The sequence below is a fragment of the Ideonella sp. genome, from assembly GCF_036277275.1.
Taxonomy (GTDB): domain Bacteria; phylum Pseudomonadota; class Gammaproteobacteria; order Burkholderiales; family Burkholderiaceae_C; genus Ideonella.
The window spans coordinates 1-17,824 of record NZ_DASUNH010000067.1 but is presented as its reverse complement, the minus strand read 5'-3'; the positions used below and the strand labels follow the sequence as shown (position 1 = coordinate 17,824).

The window sequence follows — 17,824 nt, the reverse complement described above, 5'->3', positions numbered from 1 at the left end:
ATTCCTTCGCCGCTATCAGAACTGGAGACCGGCTTCACGCGCGGCTTCTGCCAGCGCCTTGACGCGGCCGTGGTAGGCGAAACCAGCGCGGTCGAAAGCGACCTTCTCGACGCCAGCGGCCTTGGCCTTTTCGGCGATGCGCTTGCCCACCAGTGCCGCGGCAGCGGCGTTGCCACCGTTGCCGGTCAACTGGGTACGCAGATCCTTCTCGGCCGTCGATGCCGACGCGACCACGCTGGTGCCATCTTCGGAGATGACGCTGGCGTAGATGTGCAGGTTCGAGCGGAAGACGGTCAGACGAGCGACGCCTTGCTTGGCAATGCGCTCGCGCGTTTGACGCGAGCGACGCAGACGCTGTTCTTTCTTGTTCAGCATGGTGTCGCTCCTTACTTCTTCTTGGTCTCTTTGAGGACCACGCGCTCATCGGCGTAGCGGATACCCTTGCCCTTGTAGGGCTCGGGAGGCCGGATGGCGCGGACTTCGGCGGCGATCTGGCCGACGACCTGACGGTCGGCGCCCTTGATCACGATTTCGGTCGGGGTCGCCGTCGTCACGGTGATGCCGGCAGGCATATCCTTGACGACCGGGTGCGAGAAGCCGATCTGCAGGTTCAGCTTCTGCCCCTGGGCCTGGGCCCGGAAGCCCACGCCGACCAGGTTCAGCTTCTTCTCGAAACCCTTGCTGACGCCGTTGACCATGTTGGCCACCAGCGCGCGCATCGTGCCACTCATGGCATTGGCTTCGGCAGACTCATTGGCCGGCGCGAACTGCAGCGAGCCGGCTTCATTCTTGACCGTCACCAGCGCATTCACGGGACGCACCAGGGTGCCATTGGCGCCCTTCACGGTGATCTGGTCGGCGGCGACCTTCACGTCCACGCCTTGCGGGACGGTGATCGGCATTTTTCCAACACGGGACATTGCTCGACTCCTTCCCTTAGGCCACGTAGCACAGCACTTCGCCACCGACACCGGCGGCACGTGCCTTGCGGTCGGTCATCACGCCCTTGGGCGTGGTGACGATGGCAACACCCAGGCCGTTCATGACCTGCGGAATCGCATCGCGGCCGCGGTAGATGCGCAGGCCAGGACGGCTGACGCGCTCGATGCGCTCGATGACGGGACGACCGGCGTAGTACTTCAGGCCGATCTCGAGTTCATTCTTGCCGCTGTCACCCTTGACGGCGAAGGTATCGATATAACCCTCGTCCTTCAGCACCTGCGCGATCGCAACCTTGAGCTTCGACGCCGGCATGGTCACCGAAGTCTTCTCAACGGCTTGCGCGTTGCGGATGCGGGTCAGCATGTCGGCGATAGGATCACTCATGCTCATGGTGTTTTCTCCTTGTCGCCTCGATTACCAGCTGGCCTTGATCACGCCAGGAATGTCGCCCTTGAAGGCGAGCTCGCGGATCTTGTTGCGGGCCAGGCCGAACTTGCGGAACGTGCCGCGGGGACGACCGGTCAACTCGCAACGATTGCGCAGGCGGGTCGGGTTGGCATTGCGCGGGAGCTTCTGCAGCTCGAGGCGGGCCGCGTAACGCTCGTCGTCGGACTTCTTGGCGTCGTCGATGATCGCCTTCAGCTCGGCGCGCTTTTTCGCGTACTTGGCGACCAGCTTTTCGCGCTTGTCTTCACGCTGCTTGAGAGAGGTTTTAGCCACAGATCACCTCAGTTCTTGAACGGGAAGCGGAACGCAGCGAGCAGCGCCTTGCACTCGTCGTCGGTCTTCGCGGTGGTCGTGAAGGAAATGTTCATGCCGCGAATCGCGTCGATCTTGTCGTACTCGATTTCCGGAAAGATGATCTGTTCCTTGACGCCGATGTTGTAGTTGCCACGGCCGTCGAACGAGCGGCCAGAGATACCACGGAAGTCACGCACTCGCGGCAGCGCCACGGTGACGAAACGGTCCAGGAATTCGAACATGCGCGCACCGCGCAGCGTGACCATGCAGCCGATCGGCACACCGTCACGGATCTTGAAACCGGCGATGGCCTTCTTCGACTTGGTGACCACGGGCTTCTGGCCGGCGATCTTGGTCAGGTCGCCGACGGCGTGGTCCATGACCTTCTTGTCGGCCACGGCCTCGCTGACACCCATGTTCAGCGTGATCTTGGTCAGGCGCGGCACTTCCATCACCGACTGGTAGCCAAACTTGGCCATCATGTCGGGCACCACCTTTTCCTGGTAGTAGGCCTGCAGGCGCGCCACGATCGCGGCTTTTTGCTGTTGACTCATGCTCGCGCTCCTCAGGCCTTGATCTCTTCGCCGCTGGACTTGAAGACGCGAACGCCGTTGTCCTTGGTCTTGCGGGATTCTTGATCGGCCTTGCTCAGCAACTTGATACCGACACGATCGGCTTTGCCGGTCGCGGGGTTGAAGATGGCCACGTTGGACTGGTGGATCGGCATCGTCTTGTCGATCACGCCACCGGTCGTGCCCTTCAGCGGATTCGGCTTGACGTGCTTCTTGACCATGTTGATGCCCTCGACCACCAGGTGGTCCGCATCAACGCGCTCGATCACCGCACCGCGCTTGCCCTTGTCGCGACCGGTCAACACCACGACCTGGTCGCCCTTGCGAATCTTGTTCATCGCGTTTCCTTTACTCGTGGCAAGTGCTTCAGAGCACTTCCGGCGCCAGCGACACGATCTTCATGAAGCGCTCGGAGCGCAGTTCGCGCGTCACGGGGCCGAAGATGCGGGTGCCGATCGGCTCCAGCTTGGCATTCAGCAGCACGGCGGCATTGCCGTCGAACTTGATCAGCGAGCCGTCCTGGCGGCGCACGCCCTTGGCGGTACGCACGACCACAGCGCTGTAGACCTCGCCCTTCTTGACGCGGCCACGCGGCGCAGCTTCCTTGATCGACACCTTGATGATGTCGCCAATGCCTGCATACCGGCGCTTGGAACCACCCAGCACCTTGATGCACATGACGGACTTCGCGCCCGTGTTGTCAGCGACGTCAAGTCGCGATTGCATTTGGATCATTTGTGTCCCCAACTTGTCCCGTCACACCCGTCGGAGAGAGGGCGAGTCGGTCAGTCTTGGGCCCGTCAGCCGCTGCCGAGATTTGTGCTCGGCGGCGAATGTTTGGGCGGATCCGGCACCCTGCCCGCACGAACGCACGAGCCGAATTCCGGCGAAGCTGTGGATTATGAGGGACAACCCGAGCGCGTGTCAAGCGCTTGCGCTGCCCTTTCTGCTTCAGGCGTGTGCGTTCAGCGGGCAGCTTCGGCCTGACGCAGCATCGTTGCCGCGTCGCTGACCTCGAACTTGCCGGGTGCCTCGACGTTCAGCGTCTTGACCACACCGTCGACGACCAGCATCGAGTAACGCTGCGAGCGCTGGCCCATGCCGCTGGCCGTAAGATCGAGCGTCAGGCCCGTCGCGCGGGTGAAATCGCCGCTGCCATCCGCCATCATGCGCACCTTGCCGCCAGTCTTCTGCTCGCGGCCCCAGGCGCCCATCACGAACGCGTCGTTGACCGACACGCACCAGATCTCGTCGACGCCAGCCGCCTTCAATGCCGCCGCCTGCTCCACATAGCCGGGCACGTGCTTGGCCGAGCAGGTCGGCGTGAAGGCACCCGGCAGTGCGAACAGCGCGATCGTCTTGCCGGCCGTGGCCTTCTCGATGTCGAACGCATTCGGGCCGAGCGAGCAGCCGTCGCCCTCGACTTCGATGAACTCTTTCAGCGTGCCGGCAGGCAGCTTGTCTCCAACCTTGATCATGGGTTCTCCTCGTGAGGACAGCGCGAAGCGCAACAAAAGAGAAACGGCCGGGCGCCAGTATTCCAGCGTTCCGGCCGTTCGTTGCCGCGTCGGGGTGCAAGACCCCTTCGCAGCACAGGCTCGACAGTCTTAGACCAGGCGGGCCTTCTCGACCAGGCGGGTCACGACCCAGTTCTTGGTCTTGGACAGCGGGCGGGTCTCGGCGATCTCGACCATGTCGCCCATGTGGTACTCACCCTTTTCGTCGTGGGCGTGGTACTTGCGCGAGCGGGCCACAATCTTGCCGTAGAGCTCGTGCGCGGTGCGTCGCTCGACCAGCACGGTGACGGTCTTCGAGCGCTTGTCGCTGACGACCTTGCCAACCAGGGTACGGGTGTTCGCGGTCGTCGCTTCTTGAGCTTGCGTCATTTGGCGGCTTCCTTCTTCTTCTGGGCCAGGATGGTCTTGGCGCGGGCGATGTCGCGGCGGGTTTCGCCCAGCGTCGCCGTGTTCGACAGCTGCTGGGTGCCCTTTTGCATGCGCAGGCCGAAGTGCGCCTTCAGGAGGTCGGTGACCTCCTTCTCGAGCGCGGCCACGTCCTTGGCGCGCAGTTCAGATGCTTTCATGGTGCTTTCCTTTTCAGGCGCCGATCTGGCGGGCCACGAAGGTGCAACGCAGCGGCAGCTTGGCAGCGGCCAGCGTGAACGCTTCGCGCGCCAGTTCTTCGGGAACGCCGTTGATTTCGTACAGCACCTTGCCCGGCTGGATCTCGGCGACGTAGTACTCGGGGTTGCCCTTGCCGTTACCCATCCGGACTTCAGCCGGCTTCTGCGAAATCGGCTTGTCCGGGAAGATGCGGATGAAGATGCGGCCACCGCGCTTGATATGGCGCGAGATGGCACGACGGGCCGCTTCGATCTGGCGGGCGGTCAGACGACCACGCTCGGTGGCCTTCAGACCGAAATCGCCGAACGACACATTGGCGCCACGGGTGGCGACGCCGGTGTTGCGGCCCTTCTGTTCCTTGCGGAACTTGCGACGTGCTGGTTGCAGCATGCTTATTCTCCTTTGCCTTCGCCGCCGGCAGCCGGCGCGGCGACCTTGCGCACACGCTTGACAGCCGGAGCGGCAGCGCCACCTTCGGCAGGCTTGTCGGCACCCAGGCGCGGAGCGCCACGGTCGCCACGGTCACCGCCCGGACGGCCACGGCCGGTCGGCGCGCCCGGACGAGCCGGACGACGCGGGCGACGCTCTTCTTCCTGACCCTCAGGCTTGGCCACCGGGGTCTCGCCGGCACCCAGGCGGTCACCGCGGTAGACCCAGACCTTGACGCCGATGACGCCGTAGGTGGTCTTGGCTTCCGAGAAGCCGTAGTCGATGTCGGCCTTCAGGGTGTGAAGGGGCACGCGGCCTTCGCGGTACCACTCGGTACGTGCGATTTCGATGCCGTTCAAGCGGCCGGCGGACATGATCTTGATGCCCTGGGCGCCCAGGCGCATCGCGTTCTGCATCGCGCGCTTCATTGCGCGGCGGAACATGATGCGCTTTTCCAGCTGCTGGGTGATCGAGTCGGCGATCAGCTGAGCATCGATTTCGGGCTTGCGCACCTCCTCGATGTTCACTGCCACCGGCACGCCCAGGCGGCGGGTCAGTTCGGCCTTCAGGTTCTCGATGTCCTCACCCTTCTTGCCGATCACGACGCCCGGACGAGCCGAGTAGATCGTGATGCGGGCGTTCTTGGCGGGGCGCTCGATCAGGATGCGCGAGACGGCGGCATTCTTCAGACGCGTCTTCAGGTAGTCGCGAACTGCCAGGTCTTCGGCCAGCATCGTGGCGAAGTTGCGGCTGTTCGCGTACCAGCGCGACGCCCAGGCACGGGTGACGGGCAGGCGGAAGCCGGTCGGATGGATTTTTTGTCCCATGGTCTTCCTCAGTTCCCCACGGTCACGTAGATGTGGCAGGTGCCCTTGCTGATGCGGTTGCCACGGCCCTTGGCACGGGCCGAGAAACGCTTCAGCGTGGCGCCTTGCTCCACGTAGATCGAGGTGACCTTCAGTTCGTCGATGTCGGCGCCGTCGTTGTGCTCGGCGTTCGCGATCGCGGACTCCAGCGCCTTCTTGACGATGCCGGCGGCCTTCTTCTGCGTGAAGCTCAGGATGTTCAGCGCCTGGTCGACGCGCTTGCCGCGCACCAGGTCGGCCACCAGCCGACCCTTGTCGGCCGACAGGCGAACACCACGAACGATTGCTTTGGTTTCCATCGTCGTGTCCTTTTACTTCTTGGCCTTCTTGTCCGCGGGGTGACCCTTGAACGTACGGGTCAGTGCGAACTCGCCGAGCTTGTGGCCGACCATCTGGTCGGTCACGTACACCGGCACGTGCTGCTTGCCGTTGTGCACGGCAATGGTCAGGCCGATGAAGTCGGGCAGGATGGTCGAACGACGCGACCAGGTCTTGATCGGCTTCTTGTCCTTCGTGGTCACGGCCTTGTCGGCCTTGGCCAGAAGGTGGTGGTCCACGAAGGGACCCTTCTTGAGTGAACGTGCCATGTTCTACGGCCTCACTTCTTGCGACGCGAGACGATGAACGTCTGCGTGCGCTTGTTGTTCCGCGTGCGGTAACCCTTGGTCAGCGTGTTCCACGGCGACACCGGGGCCTGGCCCTCGCCGGTACGGCCTTCGCCGCCGCCGTGCGGGTGATCCACCGGGTTCATCGCGACGCCGCGCACGGTCGGGCGGATGCCCTTCCAGCGGATGGCGCCGGCCTTGCCGTACTGACGCAGGTTGTGCTCTTCGTTCGACACCTCGCCGATCGTGGCGCGGCAGTCGATGTGGATCTTGCGCACTTCACCCGAGCGCAGGCGAACCTGGGCGTAGGTGCCTTCGCGCGCCATCAGCGTGACCGAGGTACCGGCCGAGCGGGCGATCTGGGCGCCCTTGCCCGGCAGCATCTCGATGCAGTGAATGGTCGAGCCCACGGGAATGTTGCGGATCGGCAGCGTGTTGCCCGCCTTGATCGGCGCTTCGGCGCCGCTCAGGATGGTGGAGCCGACTTCCAGACCGCGCGGGGCGATGATGTAGCGGCGCTCGCCATCGGCGTAGCACACCAGCGCGATGTGCGCCGTGCGGTTCGGGTCGTACTCGATGCGCTCAACCTTGGCCGGAATGCCGTCCTTGTTGCGCTTGAAGTCGACCACGCGGTAGTGGTGCTTGTGCCCACCGCCCTTGTGACGGGTGGTGATGTGGCCGTTGTTGTTGCGGCCGGCGTTCTGCTTTTGCGGTTCCAGCAGCGAAGCTTCCGGAGCGCCCTTGTGCAGGTGCGGGTGCACCACCTTCACGACGGCGCGGCGGCCGGCGGAGGTCGGTTTGACTTTGACGACTGGCATGATTTACGCAGCCTCCCCGGAGAAGTTGAGCTCTTGGCCCGCCTTCAGCGAGACATAGGCCTTCTTGACGTGGTCACGACGGCCGATCGAGCGGCCGAAGCGCTTGACCTTGCCCTTGACGTTGACCACCGACACGGCCTCGACTTCGACCTTGAACAGCAGCTCGACGGCGGCCTTGATCTCGAGCTTGGTCGCGTCGCGCAGCACCTTGAACAGCACCTGGTTGTGCTTCTCGGCGACCTGCGTGGCCTTTTCGGACACGATCGGGGCGACCAGCACCTGGGCCAGGCGGCTTTCGTTGGCCTTCACCGGGCCGGGATTGATACGGCTGCTCATGCGAACATCTCCTTGAGCTGCTCGATCGCGGCCTTGGTCACCAGCACCTTCTTGTAGAAGACCAGCGACAGCGGATCGGCGTAGCGCGGCTCGACGACCAGCACGTTGGCCAGGTTGCGCGAAGCCAGGATCAGGTTGTCATCGACTTGGTCGGAGATCACCATCACCGAGTCCAGGCCCATGGCCTTGAACTTGGCGGCCAGCAGCTTGGTCTTGGGCGCTTCGACGGTCAGCGAATCAACCACCGCCAGGCGGCCGTCACGGGCCAGCTGCGACAGGATCGCGGCCATGCCGGCGCGGTACATCTTCTTGTTGACCTTGTGCGAGAAATTCTCGTCCGGCGTGTTCGGGAAGATCCGACCACCCCCGCGCCACAGCGGCGACGAGGTCATACCGGCGCGAGCGCGGCCGGTGCCCTTCTGGCGGAAAGGCTTCTTGGTCGAGTGGTGAACTTCGGCGCGGGTCAGCTGCTTGCGGGTGCCTTGGCGCGCGTTGGCCTGGTAGGCCACGACGATCTGGTGCACCAGCGCTTCGTTGTAGTCGCGCGCGAACACGGTGTCGGGCGCATCCACCTTCGAGGTGGCCTGGCCTTGTTCGTTCAGGAGCTCGAGTTGCATCAGTTGGCTCCCTTCTTGACCTTGACCTTGACGGCGGGCCGCACGACCACGTGGCCGTTCTTGGCACCCGGCACCGCGCCACGCACCAGCAGCAGCTGGCGGGCTTCGTCGATGCGGATCACGTCGAGGTTCTGGGTCGTGACGGTCACGTCGCCCAGGTGGCCAGACATCTTCTTGCCCGGGAATACGCGGCCCGGGTCTTGCGCCATCGAGATCGAGCCCGGCACGTTGTGCGAACGGCTGTTACCGTGCGACGCGCGCTGCGAGCTGAAGTTGTGGCGCTTGATGGTGCCCGTGAAGCCCTTGCCGATCGACGTGCCCTGCACGTCGACCTTCTCGCCAGCGGCGAACAGGGTGACCGGCACGGTGGCGCCAGCCTTGTATTCGGCGGCGACTTCAGCGGCGACGCGGAATTCCTTCAGGACTTCACCGGCTTCGACACCCGCCTTGGCGAGGTGGCCGGCTTCCGGCTTGGACACGCGCGATGCTTTGCGGGTGCCGAACGCCACCTGGATGGCGCTGTAGCCGTCGGTCTCAACGGTCTTGACCTGAGCCACGCGGTTGTTGGACACATCCAGCACGGTCACGGGAACGGCATCGCCGTCATCCGTGAACACGCGCATCATGCCCACCTTGCGGCCCAGCAATCCGAGGCGATTGCTAAGACTCATGGTTTCTTCTCCGCCCCTTAGGAAAGGGGCTGGTTACACGACCCGACATCGATTGGCCGGGCTGACGAATGGAAAACGGGTGACCGAGGTCACCCACTTTCCAGGAAAGCTCGCGAGTATAGCAGACGCGGGAAACCCCGCAACGGCCGTCCTCGCGGGCGGAGCCGTTTACTGCAGCTTGATCTCGACGTCGACGCCGGCCGGCAGGTCCAGCTTCATCAGCGCGTCGACGGTCTTGTCGGTCGGGTCGACGATGTCCATCAGGCGCTGGTGCGTGCGGATCTCGAACTGGTCACGCGAGGTCTTGTTGACGTGCGGCGAACGCAGGATGTCGAAACGCTGCATGCGGGTCGGCAGGGGCACCGGACCCTTGACGATCGCGCCGGTGCGCTTGGCGGTGTCGACGATTTCCAGTGCCGACTGGTCGATCAGCTTGTAGTCGAAGGCTTTCAGGCGGATGCGGATCTTTTGCTTTTGCATGGGGTCCGCCTTACTCGATGATCTTGGCCACGACGCCAGAACCGACGGTGCGGCCGCCTTCACGGATGGCGAAGCGCAGGCCTTCTTCCATCGCGATCGGGGCGATCAGCTTGACCGTGATGGCGACGTTGTCGCCAGGCATGACCATTTCCTTGTCCTTCGGCAGCTCGACCGCGCCGGTCACGTCCGTCGTGCGGAAGTAGAACTGCGGGCGGTAGTTGTTGAAGAACGGCGTGTGGCGGCCGCCTTCTTCCTTGCTCAGGACATAGATCTCGGCGGTGAAGTGCGTGTGCGGCTTGATCGTGCCGGGCTTGCACAGCACTTGGCCGCGCTCGACGTCTTCACGCTTGGTGCCGCGCAGCAGGATGCCCACGTTGTCGCCGGCCTGGCCCTGGTCCAGCAGCTTGCGGAACATTTCCACGCCGGTGCAGGTGGTCTTCTGGGTCGCCTTGATGCCGACGATTTCGATTTCTTCGCCGACCTTGACCACGCCGCGCTCGACGCGACCGGTCACCACGGTGCCGCGGCCGGAGATCGAGAACACGTCTTCAACGGGCATCAGGAACGCGCCGTCGATGGCACGCTCAGGCGTCGGGATGTAGCTGTCCAGCGCGTCGGCCAGCTTCATGATGGCTTGTTCGCCCAGCTCGCCCTTGTCGCCTTCCATCGCCAGCTTGGCCGAACCCTTGACGATCGGGGTGTCGTCGCCGGGAAAGTCGTACTTCGACAGCAGCTCGCGCACTTCCATTTCGACGAGCTCGAGCAGCTCGGCGTCGTCGACCATGTCGCACTTGTTCAGGAAGACGATGATGTACTTCACGCCGACTTGGCGGGCCAGCAGGATGTGCTCGCGGGTCTGCGGCATCGGGCCGTCAGCGGCCGAGCACACCAGGATCGCGCCGTCCATCTGTGCAGCGCCGGTGATCATGTTCTTGACGTAGTCGGCGTGGCCCGGGCAGTCCACGTGAGCGTAGTGGCGGTTAGCCGTTTCGTACTCGACGTGCGCAGTGTTGATCGTGATGCCGCGCGCCTTTTCTTCCGGCGCCGCATCGATCTGGTCGTAGGCCTTGGCCTCGCCGCCGAACTTCGAGCTCAGCACCGTCGTGATCGCCGCCGTCAGCGTCGTCTTGCCATGGTCCACGTGACCAATCGTGCCCACGTTCACGTGCGGCTTGGTCCGTTCAAACTTGCCTTTTGCCATTTCTTTTCTCCAGGAAAGAGCGTTGCCCGTGACGAGGTTTAAGGTCTTCGCTTCGTCGCGGAATCCCCCGCCACGGGCAGCGGGAGGCGCGAAGCCGAAGACCGGCTCAAAAAGTTGAGCAGCGAATTATTTGCCGCGGGCGGTGATGATCGCGTCGGCGACGTTCTTCGGAGCTTCGCTGTAGTGCTTGAACTCCATCGTGTACGTCGCACGGCCTTGCGACATCGAGCGCAGCGTTGTCGAGTAGCCGAACATTTCCGACAACGGAACTTCAGCCTTGATGATCTTGCCGCCGCCGGGCATGTCGTCCATGCCCTGCACCATGCCGCGACGGGACGACAGGTCGCCCATCACCGAGCCGGCGTAGTCTTCCGGCGTCTCGACTTCGACCGCCATCATCGGCTCCAGAATGACGGGGTTGGCCTTGCGGCAGCCGTCCTTGAAGCCCATCGACGCGGCCATCTTGAACGCGTTTTCGTTCGAGTCCACTTCATGGTACGAACCGAAGGTCAGCGTGACCTTCACGTCGACCACCGGGTAGCCGGCCAGCACGCCGTTCGGCAGGGTGTCGATGACGCCTTTTTGCACCGCGGGGATGAACTCGCGCGGCACCACGCCGCCCTTGATCGCGTCGACGAACTCGAAACCCTTGCCCGGCTCCTGCGGCTCGATCGACAGCACGACGTGACCGTACTGGCCCTTGCCGCCCGACTGGCGAACGAACTTGCCTTCGACGTCGGTCACGGCCTTGCGGATCGTCTCGCGGTAGGCCACCTGCGGCTTGCCGACGTTGGCTTCGACGCCGAACTCGCGCTTCATGCGGTCGACGATGATCTCCAGGTGCAGCTCGCCCATGCCGGAGATGATGGTCTGGCCGGATTCCTCGTCGGTGCGCACGCGGAACGACGGATCTTCCTGGGCCAGGCGGCCCAGGGCGATGCCCATCTTTTCCTGGTCGGCCTTGGTCTTGGGTTCCACGGCCTGCGAAATCACCGGCTCGGGGAAGACCATCTTTTCCAGCGTGATGATCGATTCCGGATCACACAGCGTTTCGCCGGTGGTCACGTCCTTCAGGCCCACGCAGGCGGCGATGTCGCCGGCCAGGATTTCCTTGATTTCTTCACGCTGGTTGGCGTGCATCTGCAGAATCCGGCCGATGCGCTCTTTCTTGCCGCGGATCGGGTTGTAGACCGAGTCGCCCGACTTCAGCACGCCCGAGTAGACGCGCACGAAGGTCAGCTGGCCGACGTACGGGTCGGTCATCAGCTTGAACGCCAGCGCAGCGAACTTCTCGTTGTCGTCGGCCTTGCGGGTGGTTTCCTTGTCGTCCTCGTCGGTGCCCGGCACCGGCGGGATGTCGATCGGCGACGGCATGTACTCGATCACGGCATCCAGCATGCGCTGCACGCCCTTGTTCTTGAACGCAGTGCCGCACAGCATCGGCTGGATCTCGGTCGCGATCGTGCGCGTGCGCAGGCCGGTCTTGATCTCGGCCTCGGTCAGCTCGCCCGACTCCAGGTACTTGTTCATCAGGGTCTCGCTGGCTTCTGCAGCCGCTTCGACCATGTTCTCGCGCCACTTCTGGGCATCGGCCTGCAGCTCGGCGGGGATGTCCTTGTACTCGAACTTCATGCCCTGCGAGGCTTCGTCCCAGATGATCGCCTTCATCTTGATCAGGTCGATCACGCCGGTGAAGTTTTCCTCGGCGCCAATGGGAATGACCACCGGCACCGGGTTGGCCTTCAAGCGGGTCTTCATCTGGTCGTAGACCTTGAAGAAGTTCGCGCCGGTGCGGTCCATCTTGTTGACGAACGCGAGGCGGGGCACCTTGTACTTGTTGGCTTGGCGCCAGACGGTTTCCGACTGGGGCTGCACGCCACCCACGGCGCAATAGACCATGCAGGCACCGTCGAGCACGCGCATCGAGCGCTCGACTTCAATCGTGAAGTCGACGTGCCCGGGGGTGTCGATGATGTTGATGCGGTGCTCGGGGAAGTTCATTTCCATGCCCTTCCAGAAGCAGGTGGTCGCCGCGGAGGTGATCGTGATGCCACGCTCCTGCTCCTGCTCCATCCAGTCCATCGTGGCGGCGCCGTCGTGCACTTCACCGATCTTGTGGTTCACACCGGTGTAGTAGAGGATGCGCTCGGTCGTCGTGGTCTTGCCAGCGTCGATGTGCGCCGAGATACCGATGTTGCGGTAGCGCTCGATGGGGGTCTTGCGAGCCATGGTGGTCACTCCAAATACGAAGGGCCGCCCGGGTTGGTGATAACCCTAGGCGGCCGGGAAACGAGGATCTTAGAAGCGGAAGTGCGAGAACGCCTTGTTGGCTTCAGCCATACGGTGCACTTCGTCGCGCTTCTTCATCGCGCCGCCGCGGCCTTCCGAGGCTTCCAGCAGTTCGTTGGCCAGGCGGGCGGCCATCGACTTCTCGCCGCGCTTGCGGGCCGATTCCTTCAGCCAACGCATGGCCAGGGCCATCCGGCGGACGGGGCGAACTTCCACGGGAACTTGGTAGTTCGCACCGCCGACGCGGCGGGACTTGACCTCGACCATCGGCTTCACGTTGTTCAACGCGACCATGAAGACTTCCAGCGGATCCTTGTTGGCCTTCTTCTCGACCTGATCCAGCGCACCGTAGATGATGCGCTCGGCGACGGCCTTCTTGCCCGATTCCATGATCACGTTCATGAACTTGGACAGATCGACGGAGCCGAACTTCGGGTCCGGCAGGATCTCGCGCTTGGGTACTTCGCGACGACGTGGCATTTCACTCTTCCTTTATCTTCAGTTGGTGCCGGCTCTCGCCTTCACCGCGAAAGACCACTGATTGCCTTCTGGCGTGGGTCTTTCACTTACTCGGCTCGGGCATCGGCCCTGGCCGCATTCTTGCCATCAGCCTCAAAGCTTCGCAGCCCGGCGTGACGACCTCGTTTCAATACAAGCTGATCAGGCCTTCTTCGGGCGCTTGGCGCCGTACTTCGAACGCGATTGCTTGCGGTCCTTGACACCTTGCAAGTCCAGCGAGCCGCGCACGATGTGGTAGCGCACGCCCGGCAGATCCTTCACACGGCCGCCACGCACCAGCACGACGCTGTGCTCCTGCAGGTTGTGGCCTTCACCGCCGATGTACGAGATGACCTCGAAACCGTTGGTCAGGCGCACCTTGGCGACCTTACGAAGCGCCGAGTTCGGCTTCTTCGGCGTGGTGGTGTAGACGCGGGTGCAAACACCGCGGCGCTGCGGGCAGTTCTGCATCGCAGGCGACTTGGACTTCGTGACTTCGACCTGACGGCCTTGGCGCACGAGCTGGTTGATGGTGGGCATGGGTAACTTGTTCCCGTTTGAAGTTACGTGGGTTCGATTCTTTTCGGCGAAGGCGCCGAGCGCCCCAAAGCAGAAGCGGCTCAAGGCCCGAGTCGTTTCACTCGGGCCGAGCCGCTCAAGGTGTGAGCGCAGCAGAATCTGCCGAAAAGCCCAAAATTATATGCCAGCCAGCCGATCTCGGCAAATACCCGGCCGGTGGCCTGCTGTCAACCCGGCAGACGCCCGCCGCGGGCCAGCTCTTCGGGGCGCCACTTGCGCATCACGAACTCGATCGCACACTCGCCCACCGGGGTCGCCGTCTGGTCGAAACGGCGGTCGATGAAGCGGAAGCTGGCGTCGAGCTGCTCGACCTTGAGCGTCTGCGCCCGGTCGGCGAAGTCGGCCAGCAGGTGCATCAGGTTGAGCGACTTGGGCGACCAGCTGCGGGCCTTGTGCATCGTGAAGGTCCACTTGTGGTCGCTGTTGAAGGTCGACGGGAAAACCCCCTGCTCGTACATGTCCTCGTCCGGCACCGTGACGATCAGGTGGCCGCCCGGCTTGAGTACCCGCAGCCAGTGGCCGAGCGCGGTCGGGGGATCGACCATGTGCTCCAGGCAATGGCTCGAATGCACGAAGTCGAACGAACCATCCGCGACGGACGCCAGCAGCTGCGCATCACCGTCGGCCAGGTCCCAGCCGCGGCAGCCGCGCATCAACGGAAACTGCTGCGCGTACTGGCTGACCGGGTCCGGCCCGCAGCCGATGTCGATACCATGGCCGACGAAATAGCGCGTCGCAAAGCGGCTGTCGTGCATCCGCCGCATCAAGGCCTTGCTGGCTTCGTACATCGGGGCTCCTGCGCCTGTTGTTGTCGCCCATGGCGGGCACCAAACACCATCTTGGCACAGGTCCAGGCCGCGTCGGTGCGCCGCCAACCCAACTGCCATGTCCACCATCGACTCGATCATTCTCGACACCAACGTCGTGCTCGACGCACTGCTGTTTCGCAACCCGGAGTGCGCGCCGCTGGTCGACGCGATCACGCGGGGCCGCGTGCGCTGGTTGGCCAGCGCCTGGATGCGCGAGGAGCTGGCGTACGTGGTGGCGCGGGGCCTGGGGCCGCGCTGGCCGGTCGACTGGGCCCAGGTCGCACCGCACTGGGACCGCTGGGCGTCGATGACCGAAGCCCCGGCCACGCCGGTGCTGGCCGGGCGGCTGCAGTGCAGCGACCCCGACGATCAGGCCTTCATCGACCTGGCCGTGGCCCAGGGGTGCCGCTGGCTGGTCAGCCGTGACCGCGCGGTGTTGAAGCTGCGGCGCCGCGCGCAAGCCCTGACCGGGCTGCGCATCGTGCCGCCCCGCGAGTGGCGGCTGGACTGACGCACGCACACGCCGGCGATCGTCAGCCTCGGGACGCCAGGCCTCGGACGAAAAAAGGGCGACCCGAGGGTCGCCCTTTTGCTGCTGTGGATCGGAACGCTTATTCGGCGCTCGGCTCGCCACCGCCATGGCCGCCGCCCTGGGCTTCCAGGCTGGCCAGCTGGGCCGACGCCAGTTCTTCGGCTTCCTGCAGAGCGATCGCGCGGCGCTCGGTCTCGTCCATGTCTTCCTTGGCCTTGCGGGCCTGGTGGAAGGCCATGCCGGTACCGGCCGGGATCAGGCGACCGACGATCACGTTTTCCTTCAGACCACGCAACTCGTCACGCTTGCCCATGATCGCCGCCTCGGTGAGCACGCGGGTTGTCTCCTGGAAGGAAGCGGCCGAGATGAACGAGTCGGTCGACAACGAGGCCTTCGTGATGCCCAGCAGGACGTCGGCGTAGGTCGCGGTGACCTTGCCTTCGCCACGCAGGCGCTCGTTGGTGTTGAACAGCTCGGAGCGTTCGACCTGCTCGCCGGAGATGTAGGCCGAGTCGCCCGGGTTGGTGATCTGCACGCGGCGCAGCATCTGGCGAACGATCACCTCGATGTGCTTGTCGTTGATCTTCACGCCCTGCAAGCGGTACACGTCCTGCACTTCGTCGACGATGTAGCGCGCCAACTCTTCGACGCCCAGCAGGCGCAAGATGTCCTGCGGATCCGCTGCGCCGTCGACGATCAGCTCGCCGCGGTTGACCACCTGGCCTTCGTGCACCAGGATGTTCTTTTCCTTCGGCACGAGTTCCTCGAACACCTTGCCGTCCGGGTCGGTGATCTGCAGGCGAACCTTGCCCTTGGTCTCCTTGCCGAACGACACCGTGCCGGTGATCTCGGCCAGCGCGCCCTTGTCCTTCGGGCTGCGGGCTTCGAACAGCTCGGCCACCCGTGGCAGACCGCCGGTGATGTCACGCGTCTTCTGGCCTTCGACCGGAATGCGCGCCAGCACTTCGCCAGGGGCGAGGTCCTGGCCGTCGCGGATCTGCACCAGCGAGCCGACCTGGAAGCCGATCGTCACCGAGTGGTCGGTGCCGGGGATCTTCACTTCCTGGCCGGCCGCGTCCAGCAGCTTGACCTGCGGGCGAACGACCTTGGCAGCACCGCGGCGCTTCGGGTCGATCACGACCAGCGTCGACAGGCCGGTCACTTCGTCGACCTGCTTGGCGACCGTCACGCCTTCCTCGACGTTCTCGAACTTCGCCTTGCCGGCGAACTCGGTGATGATCGGGCGGGTCAGCGGGTCCCAGTTGGCCAGCACGGTGCCGGCCTTGATCTGCTGGTCGGGCTTGACGTTCAGCGTCGCGCCGTACGGCACTTTGTGGCGCTCGCGCTCGCGGCCGTGCTGGTCGGAGATGACGATCTCGCCGGAGCGCGAAATCACCACCAGCTCGCCCTTGCCGTTCGTCACGTAGCGCATCGTCGGGTTGAAGCCGATGAAGCCGTCCGACTTGGCGTCCACGCTCGAAGCGACTGCCGCACGCGAGGCCGCGCCACCGATGTGGAACGTCCGCATCGTCAGCTGCGTGCCCGGCTCACCGATCGACTGCGCCGCAATCACGCCCACCGCCTCGCCGGTGTTCACCAGGCCACCGCGGCCCAGGTCACGGCCGTAGCACTTGGCGCACAGGCCAAAACGGGTTTCGCAGGTCAGCGGCGTGCGCACCTTCACTTCGTCGACGCCGGCTGCCTCGATCACGTCGAGCAGGTCTTCGTCGAGCATCGTGCCGGCAGGCATCAACGTCTGCTGCGTCTCGGGGTGAAGCACCTCGACCGCGGCGACGCGGCCCAGGATGCGGTCACGCAGCGACTCGATCACTTCACCACCTTCGACCAGCGCACGCATCGCGAAGCCGTGTTCGGTGCCGCAATCGACCTCGGTGACGACCAGATCCTGCGTCACGTCGACCAGACGACGCGTCAGGTAACCCGAGTTCGCGGTCTTCAGCGCCGTGTCCGCCAGGCCCTTACGGGCACCGTGGGTGGAGATGAAGTACTGCAGAACGTTCAGACCTTCGCGGAAGTTCGCCGTGATCGGCGTCTCGATGATCGAGCCGTCCGGCTTGGCCATCAGGCCGCGCATGCCGGCCAGCTGGCGGATCTGCGCCGCAGAGCCCCGCGCCCCGGAGTCCGCCATCATGTAGATGGAGTTGAACGACTCCTGGTCGACTTCCTTGCCGTGGCGGTCGATGACCTTCTGCTTGGACAGCTGGGTCATCATGACCTTGCCGACCTCGTCACCGGTCTTGCCCCAGATGTCGACCACCTTGTTGTAGCGCTCGCCCTGGGTCACCAGGCCCGACGTGTACTGCTGCTCGATCTCCTTGACCTCCTTCTCCGCTGCGCCGAGGATCGCCGGCTTGTTCGGGGGCACCAGCATGTCGTCGATCGCGATCGAGATGCCGGCGCGCGTGGCCAGGCGGAAGCCCGACTGCAGCAGCTTGTCGGCGAACACCACCGTTTCCTTCAGACCGCAGCGGCGGAAGGACGTGTTGATCAGGCGCGAGATCTCTTTCTTCTTCAGCGCCTTGTTGATGTTCGAGAACGGCAGGCCCTTGGGCAGGATCTCGCTCAACAGAGCGCGGCCGACCGTCGTGTCGACGAGCTTGGTCACCGGTGTGAATTCACCGGTCTCGGCGTTCTTCACGTACTCGGTCAGGCGCACGGCGATCTTCGCGGTGATTTCCACCTGGTCGTTGTCGAG

At 64.2% G+C, this 17,824-nt stretch carries 25 protein-coding genes and 1 pseudogene; 1 reads left to right on the top strand and 25 read right to left on the bottom strand.

Annotated features, from left to right (window positions below; all coding sequences use genetic code 11):
• Positions 1-15: 15 nt before the first annotated feature.
• The 24 genes from rplR to VFY73_RS11940 form a co-directional block, all read right to left on the bottom strand.
• Positions 16-375: a 50S ribosomal protein L18 gene (rplR, locus tag VFY73_RS12055; protein ID WP_329718971.1), complete on the bottom strand. Its 360-nt coding sequence runs from the start codon at positions 373-375 to the stop codon at positions 16-18.
• A gap of 11 nt (positions 376-386) precedes the next feature.
• The gene (gene rplF / locus VFY73_RS12050; protein WP_329718969.1) at positions 387-920 is read right to left on the bottom strand and encodes a 50S ribosomal protein L6; all 534 of its coding nucleotides are present in this window, start codon (positions 918-920) and stop codon (positions 387-389) included.
• 16 nt (positions 921-936) lie between these two features.
• Positions 937-1,332, bottom strand: a complete 396-nt coding sequence (gene rpsH, locus VFY73_RS12045; protein ID WP_329718967.1) for a 30S ribosomal protein S8 — start codon at positions 1,330-1,332, stop codon at positions 937-939.
• Between the two features lie 24 nt (positions 1,333-1,356).
• Positions 1,357-1,662 (bottom strand): 30S ribosomal protein S14, encoded by a 306-nt coding sequence (rpsN, locus tag VFY73_RS12040; protein ID WP_329718965.1) that lies wholly within the window; start codon positions 1,660-1,662, stop codon positions 1,357-1,359.
• 8 nt (positions 1,663-1,670) lie between these two features.
• Complete coding sequence (gene rplE, locus VFY73_RS12035) at positions 1,671-2,210, bottom strand: 50S ribosomal protein L5 (RefSeq protein ID WP_329719017.1); 540 nt, start codon at positions 2,208-2,210, stop codon at positions 1,671-1,673.
• A gap of 38 nt (positions 2,211-2,248) precedes the next feature.
• Positions 2,249-2,593 (bottom strand): 50S ribosomal protein L24, encoded by a 345-nt coding sequence (gene rplX, locus VFY73_RS12030; RefSeq protein WP_329718963.1) that lies wholly within the window; start codon positions 2,591-2,593, stop codon positions 2,249-2,251.
• 28 nt (positions 2,594-2,621) lie between these two features.
• The gene (rplN, locus tag VFY73_RS12025) at positions 2,622-2,990 is read right to left on the bottom strand and encodes a 50S ribosomal protein L14 (protein WP_058086622.1); all 369 of its coding nucleotides are present in this window, start codon (positions 2,988-2,990) and stop codon (positions 2,622-2,624) included.
• Positions 2,991-3,220: 230 nt separating this feature from the next.
• A complete protein-coding gene (locus VFY73_RS12020) occupies positions 3,221-3,733 on the bottom strand; it encodes a peroxiredoxin (protein WP_329718961.1) in 513 nt (170 codons plus the stop codon).
• 129 nt (positions 3,734-3,862) lie between these two features.
• Positions 3,863-4,141 (bottom strand): 30S ribosomal protein S17, encoded by a 279-nt coding sequence (rpsQ, locus tag VFY73_RS12015; RefSeq protein ID WP_329718959.1) that lies wholly within the window; start codon positions 4,139-4,141, stop codon positions 3,863-3,865.
• Entirely contained in the window at positions 4,138-4,338 is a 201-nt protein-coding gene (gene rpmC / locus VFY73_RS12010; RefSeq protein ID WP_329718957.1) for a 50S ribosomal protein L29, read from the bottom strand. The genes rpsQ and rpmC overlap by 4 nt, the downstream gene beginning before the upstream one ends.
• A gap of 13 nt (positions 4,339-4,351) precedes the next feature.
• Entirely contained in the window at positions 4,352-4,768 is a 417-nt protein-coding gene (gene rplP, locus VFY73_RS12005) for a 50S ribosomal protein L16 (RefSeq protein WP_329718955.1), read from the bottom strand.
• Between the two features lie 2 nt (positions 4,769-4,770).
• Positions 4,771-5,634: a 30S ribosomal protein S3 gene (rpsC, locus tag VFY73_RS12000; protein ID WP_329718953.1), complete on the bottom strand. Its 864-nt coding sequence runs from the start codon at positions 5,632-5,634 to the stop codon at positions 4,771-4,773.
• Between the two features lie 8 nt (positions 5,635-5,642).
• Positions 5,643-5,972, bottom strand: coding sequence for a 50S ribosomal protein L22 (gene rplV / locus VFY73_RS11995; RefSeq protein WP_329718951.1), 330 nt, complete (start codon positions 5,970-5,972; stop codon positions 5,643-5,645).
• A gap of 12 nt (positions 5,973-5,984) precedes the next feature.
• On the bottom strand, positions 5,985-6,260 hold the full coding sequence (gene rpsS / locus VFY73_RS11990) for a 30S ribosomal protein S19 (RefSeq protein ID WP_329718949.1): 276 nt from the start codon (positions 6,258-6,260) through the stop codon (positions 5,985-5,987).
• 11 nt (positions 6,261-6,271) lie between these two features.
• The gene (gene rplB, locus VFY73_RS11985) at positions 6,272-7,096 is read right to left on the bottom strand and encodes a 50S ribosomal protein L2 (protein ID WP_329718947.1); all 825 of its coding nucleotides are present in this window, start codon (positions 7,094-7,096) and stop codon (positions 6,272-6,274) included.
• Positions 7,097-7,099: 3 nt separating this feature from the next.
• On the bottom strand, positions 7,100-7,432 hold the full coding sequence (gene rplW, locus VFY73_RS11980; RefSeq protein WP_329718945.1) for a 50S ribosomal protein L23: 333 nt from the start codon (positions 7,430-7,432) through the stop codon (positions 7,100-7,102).
• The gene (rplD, locus tag VFY73_RS11975; RefSeq protein ID WP_329718943.1) at positions 7,429-8,049 is read right to left on the bottom strand and encodes a 50S ribosomal protein L4; all 621 of its coding nucleotides are present in this window, start codon (positions 8,047-8,049) and stop codon (positions 7,429-7,431) included. The genes rplW and rplD overlap by 4 nt, the downstream gene beginning before the upstream one ends.
• Positions 8,049-8,720 carry a 50S ribosomal protein L3 gene (rplC, locus tag VFY73_RS11970; protein ID WP_329718941.1) on the bottom strand — a complete coding sequence of 224 codons (672 nt, stop codon included), beginning with the start codon at positions 8,718-8,720 and terminating at the stop codon, positions 8,049-8,051. The genes rplD and rplC overlap by 1 nt, the downstream gene beginning before the upstream one ends.
• A gap of 168 nt (positions 8,721-8,888) precedes the next feature.
• Positions 8,889-9,200: a 30S ribosomal protein S10 gene (gene rpsJ / locus VFY73_RS11965; RefSeq protein ID WP_019561663.1), complete on the bottom strand. Its 312-nt coding sequence runs from the start codon at positions 9,198-9,200 to the stop codon at positions 8,889-8,891.
• Between the two features lie 10 nt (positions 9,201-9,210).
• A complete protein-coding gene (gene tuf, locus VFY73_RS11960; protein ID WP_329718939.1) occupies positions 9,211-10,401 on the bottom strand; it encodes an elongation factor Tu in 1,191 nt (396 codons plus the stop codon).
• A gap of 126 nt (positions 10,402-10,527) precedes the next feature.
• Positions 10,528-12,630, bottom strand: a complete 2,103-nt coding sequence (gene fusA, locus VFY73_RS11955) for an elongation factor G (protein WP_329718937.1) — start codon at positions 12,628-12,630, stop codon at positions 10,528-10,530.
• 69 nt (positions 12,631-12,699) lie between these two features.
• On the bottom strand, positions 12,700-13,170 hold the full coding sequence (rpsG, locus tag VFY73_RS11950; protein WP_329718935.1) for a 30S ribosomal protein S7: 471 nt from the start codon (positions 13,168-13,170) through the stop codon (positions 12,700-12,702).
• A 180-nt stretch (positions 13,171-13,350) separates the two neighbouring features.
• Positions 13,351-13,728, bottom strand: a complete 378-nt coding sequence (rpsL, locus tag VFY73_RS11945; RefSeq protein ID WP_035037914.1) for a 30S ribosomal protein S12 — start codon at positions 13,726-13,728, stop codon at positions 13,351-13,353.
• A gap of 206 nt (positions 13,729-13,934) precedes the next feature.
• Positions 13,935-14,555 carry a class I SAM-dependent methyltransferase gene (locus VFY73_RS11940; protein WP_329718933.1) on the bottom strand — a complete coding sequence of 207 codons (621 nt, stop codon included), beginning with the start codon at positions 14,553-14,555 and terminating at the stop codon, positions 13,935-13,937.
• 97 nt (positions 14,556-14,652) lie between these two features.
• On the opposite strand from VFY73_RS11940, the gene VFY73_RS11935 reads away from it, so the two are divergent.
• Positions 14,653-15,087 carry a PIN domain-containing protein gene (locus VFY73_RS11935; protein ID WP_329718931.1) on the top strand — a complete coding sequence of 145 codons (435 nt, stop codon included), beginning with the start codon at positions 14,653-14,655 and terminating at the stop codon, positions 15,085-15,087.
• A gap of 100 nt (positions 15,088-15,187) precedes the next feature.
• Here VFY73_RS11935 and VFY73_RS11930 read toward each other — a convergent pair.
• A pseudogene (locus VFY73_RS11930) lies at positions 15,188-17,824 on the bottom strand (DNA-directed RNA polymerase subunit beta'); the annotation flags it as partial.

Excerpts from the sequence above, each read along its gene's own strand:
- rplR (WP_329718971.1), bottom strand. The coding sequence starts at position 375 with ATGCTGAACAAGAAAGAACAGCGTCTGCGTCGCTCGCGTCAAACGCGC.
- rplF (WP_329718969.1), bottom strand. The coding sequence starts at position 920 with ATGTCCCGTGTTGGAAAAATGCCGATCACCGTCCCGCAAGGCGTGGAC.
- rpsH (WP_329718967.1), bottom strand. The coding sequence starts at position 1,332 with ATGAGCATGAGTGATCCTATCGCCGACATGCTGACCCGCATCCGCAAC.
- rplX (WP_329718963.1), bottom strand. The coding sequence starts at position 2,593 with ATGAACAAGATTCGCAAGGGCGACCAGGTCGTGGTGTTGACCGGTCGC.
- rplN (WP_058086622.1), bottom strand. The coding sequence starts at position 2,990 with ATGATCCAAATGCAATCGCGACTTGACGTCGCTGACAACACGGGCGCG.
- VFY73_RS12020 (WP_329718961.1), bottom strand. The coding sequence starts at position 3,733 with ATGATCAAGGTTGGAGACAAGCTGCCTGCCGGCACGCTGAAAGAGTTC.
- rpsQ (WP_329718959.1), bottom strand. The coding sequence starts at position 4,141 with ATGACGCAAGCTCAAGAAGCGACGACCGCGAACACCCGTACCCTGGTT.
- rpmC (WP_329718957.1), bottom strand. The coding sequence starts at position 4,338 with ATGAAAGCATCTGAACTGCGCGCCAAGGACGTGGCCGCGCTCGAGAAG.
- rplP (WP_329718955.1), bottom strand. The coding sequence starts at position 4,768 with ATGCTGCAACCAGCACGTCGCAAGTTCCGCAAGGAACAGAAGGGCCGC.
- rpsC (WP_329718953.1), bottom strand. The coding sequence starts at position 5,634 with ATGGGACAAAAAATCCATCCGACCGGCTTCCGCCTGCCCGTCACCCGT.
- rplV (WP_329718951.1), bottom strand. The coding sequence starts at position 5,972 with ATGGAAACCAAAGCAATCGTTCGTGGTGTTCGCCTGTCGGCCGACAAG.
- rpsS (WP_329718949.1), bottom strand. The coding sequence starts at position 6,260 with ATGGCACGTTCACTCAAGAAGGGTCCCTTCGTGGACCACCACCTTCTG.
- rplB (WP_329718947.1), bottom strand. The coding sequence starts at position 7,096 with ATGCCAGTCGTCAAAGTCAAACCGACCTCCGCCGGCCGCCGCGCCGTC.
- rplW (WP_329718945.1), bottom strand. The coding sequence starts at position 7,432 with ATGAGCAGCCGTATCAATCCCGGCCCGGTGAAGGCCAACGAAAGCCGC.
- rplD (WP_329718943.1), bottom strand. The coding sequence starts at position 8,049 with ATGCAACTCGAGCTCCTGAACGAACAAGGCCAGGCCACCTCGAAGGTG.
- rplC (WP_329718941.1), bottom strand. The coding sequence starts at position 8,720 with ATGAGTCTTAGCAATCGCCTCGGATTGCTGGGCCGCAAGGTGGGCATG.
- rpsJ (WP_019561663.1), bottom strand. The coding sequence starts at position 9,200 with ATGCAAAAGCAAAAGATCCGCATCCGCCTGAAAGCCTTCGACTACAAG.
- tuf (WP_329718939.1), bottom strand. The coding sequence starts at position 10,401 with ATGGCAAAAGGCAAGTTTGAACGGACCAAGCCGCACGTGAACGTGGGC.
- fusA (WP_329718937.1), bottom strand. The coding sequence starts at position 12,630 with ATGGCTCGCAAGACCCCCATCGAGCGCTACCGCAACATCGGTATCTCG.
- rpsG (WP_329718935.1), bottom strand. The coding sequence starts at position 13,170 with ATGCCACGTCGTCGCGAAGTACCCAAGCGCGAGATCCTGCCGGACCCG.
- rpsL (WP_035037914.1), bottom strand. The coding sequence starts at position 13,728 with ATGCCCACCATCAACCAGCTCGTGCGCCAAGGCCGTCAGGTCGAAGTC.
- VFY73_RS11940 (WP_329718933.1), bottom strand. The coding sequence starts at position 14,555 with ATGTACGAAGCCAGCAAGGCCTTGATGCGGCGGATGCACGACAGCCGC.
- VFY73_RS11935 (WP_329718931.1), top strand. The coding sequence starts at position 14,653 with ATGTCCACCATCGACTCGATCATTCTCGACACCAACGTCGTGCTCGAC.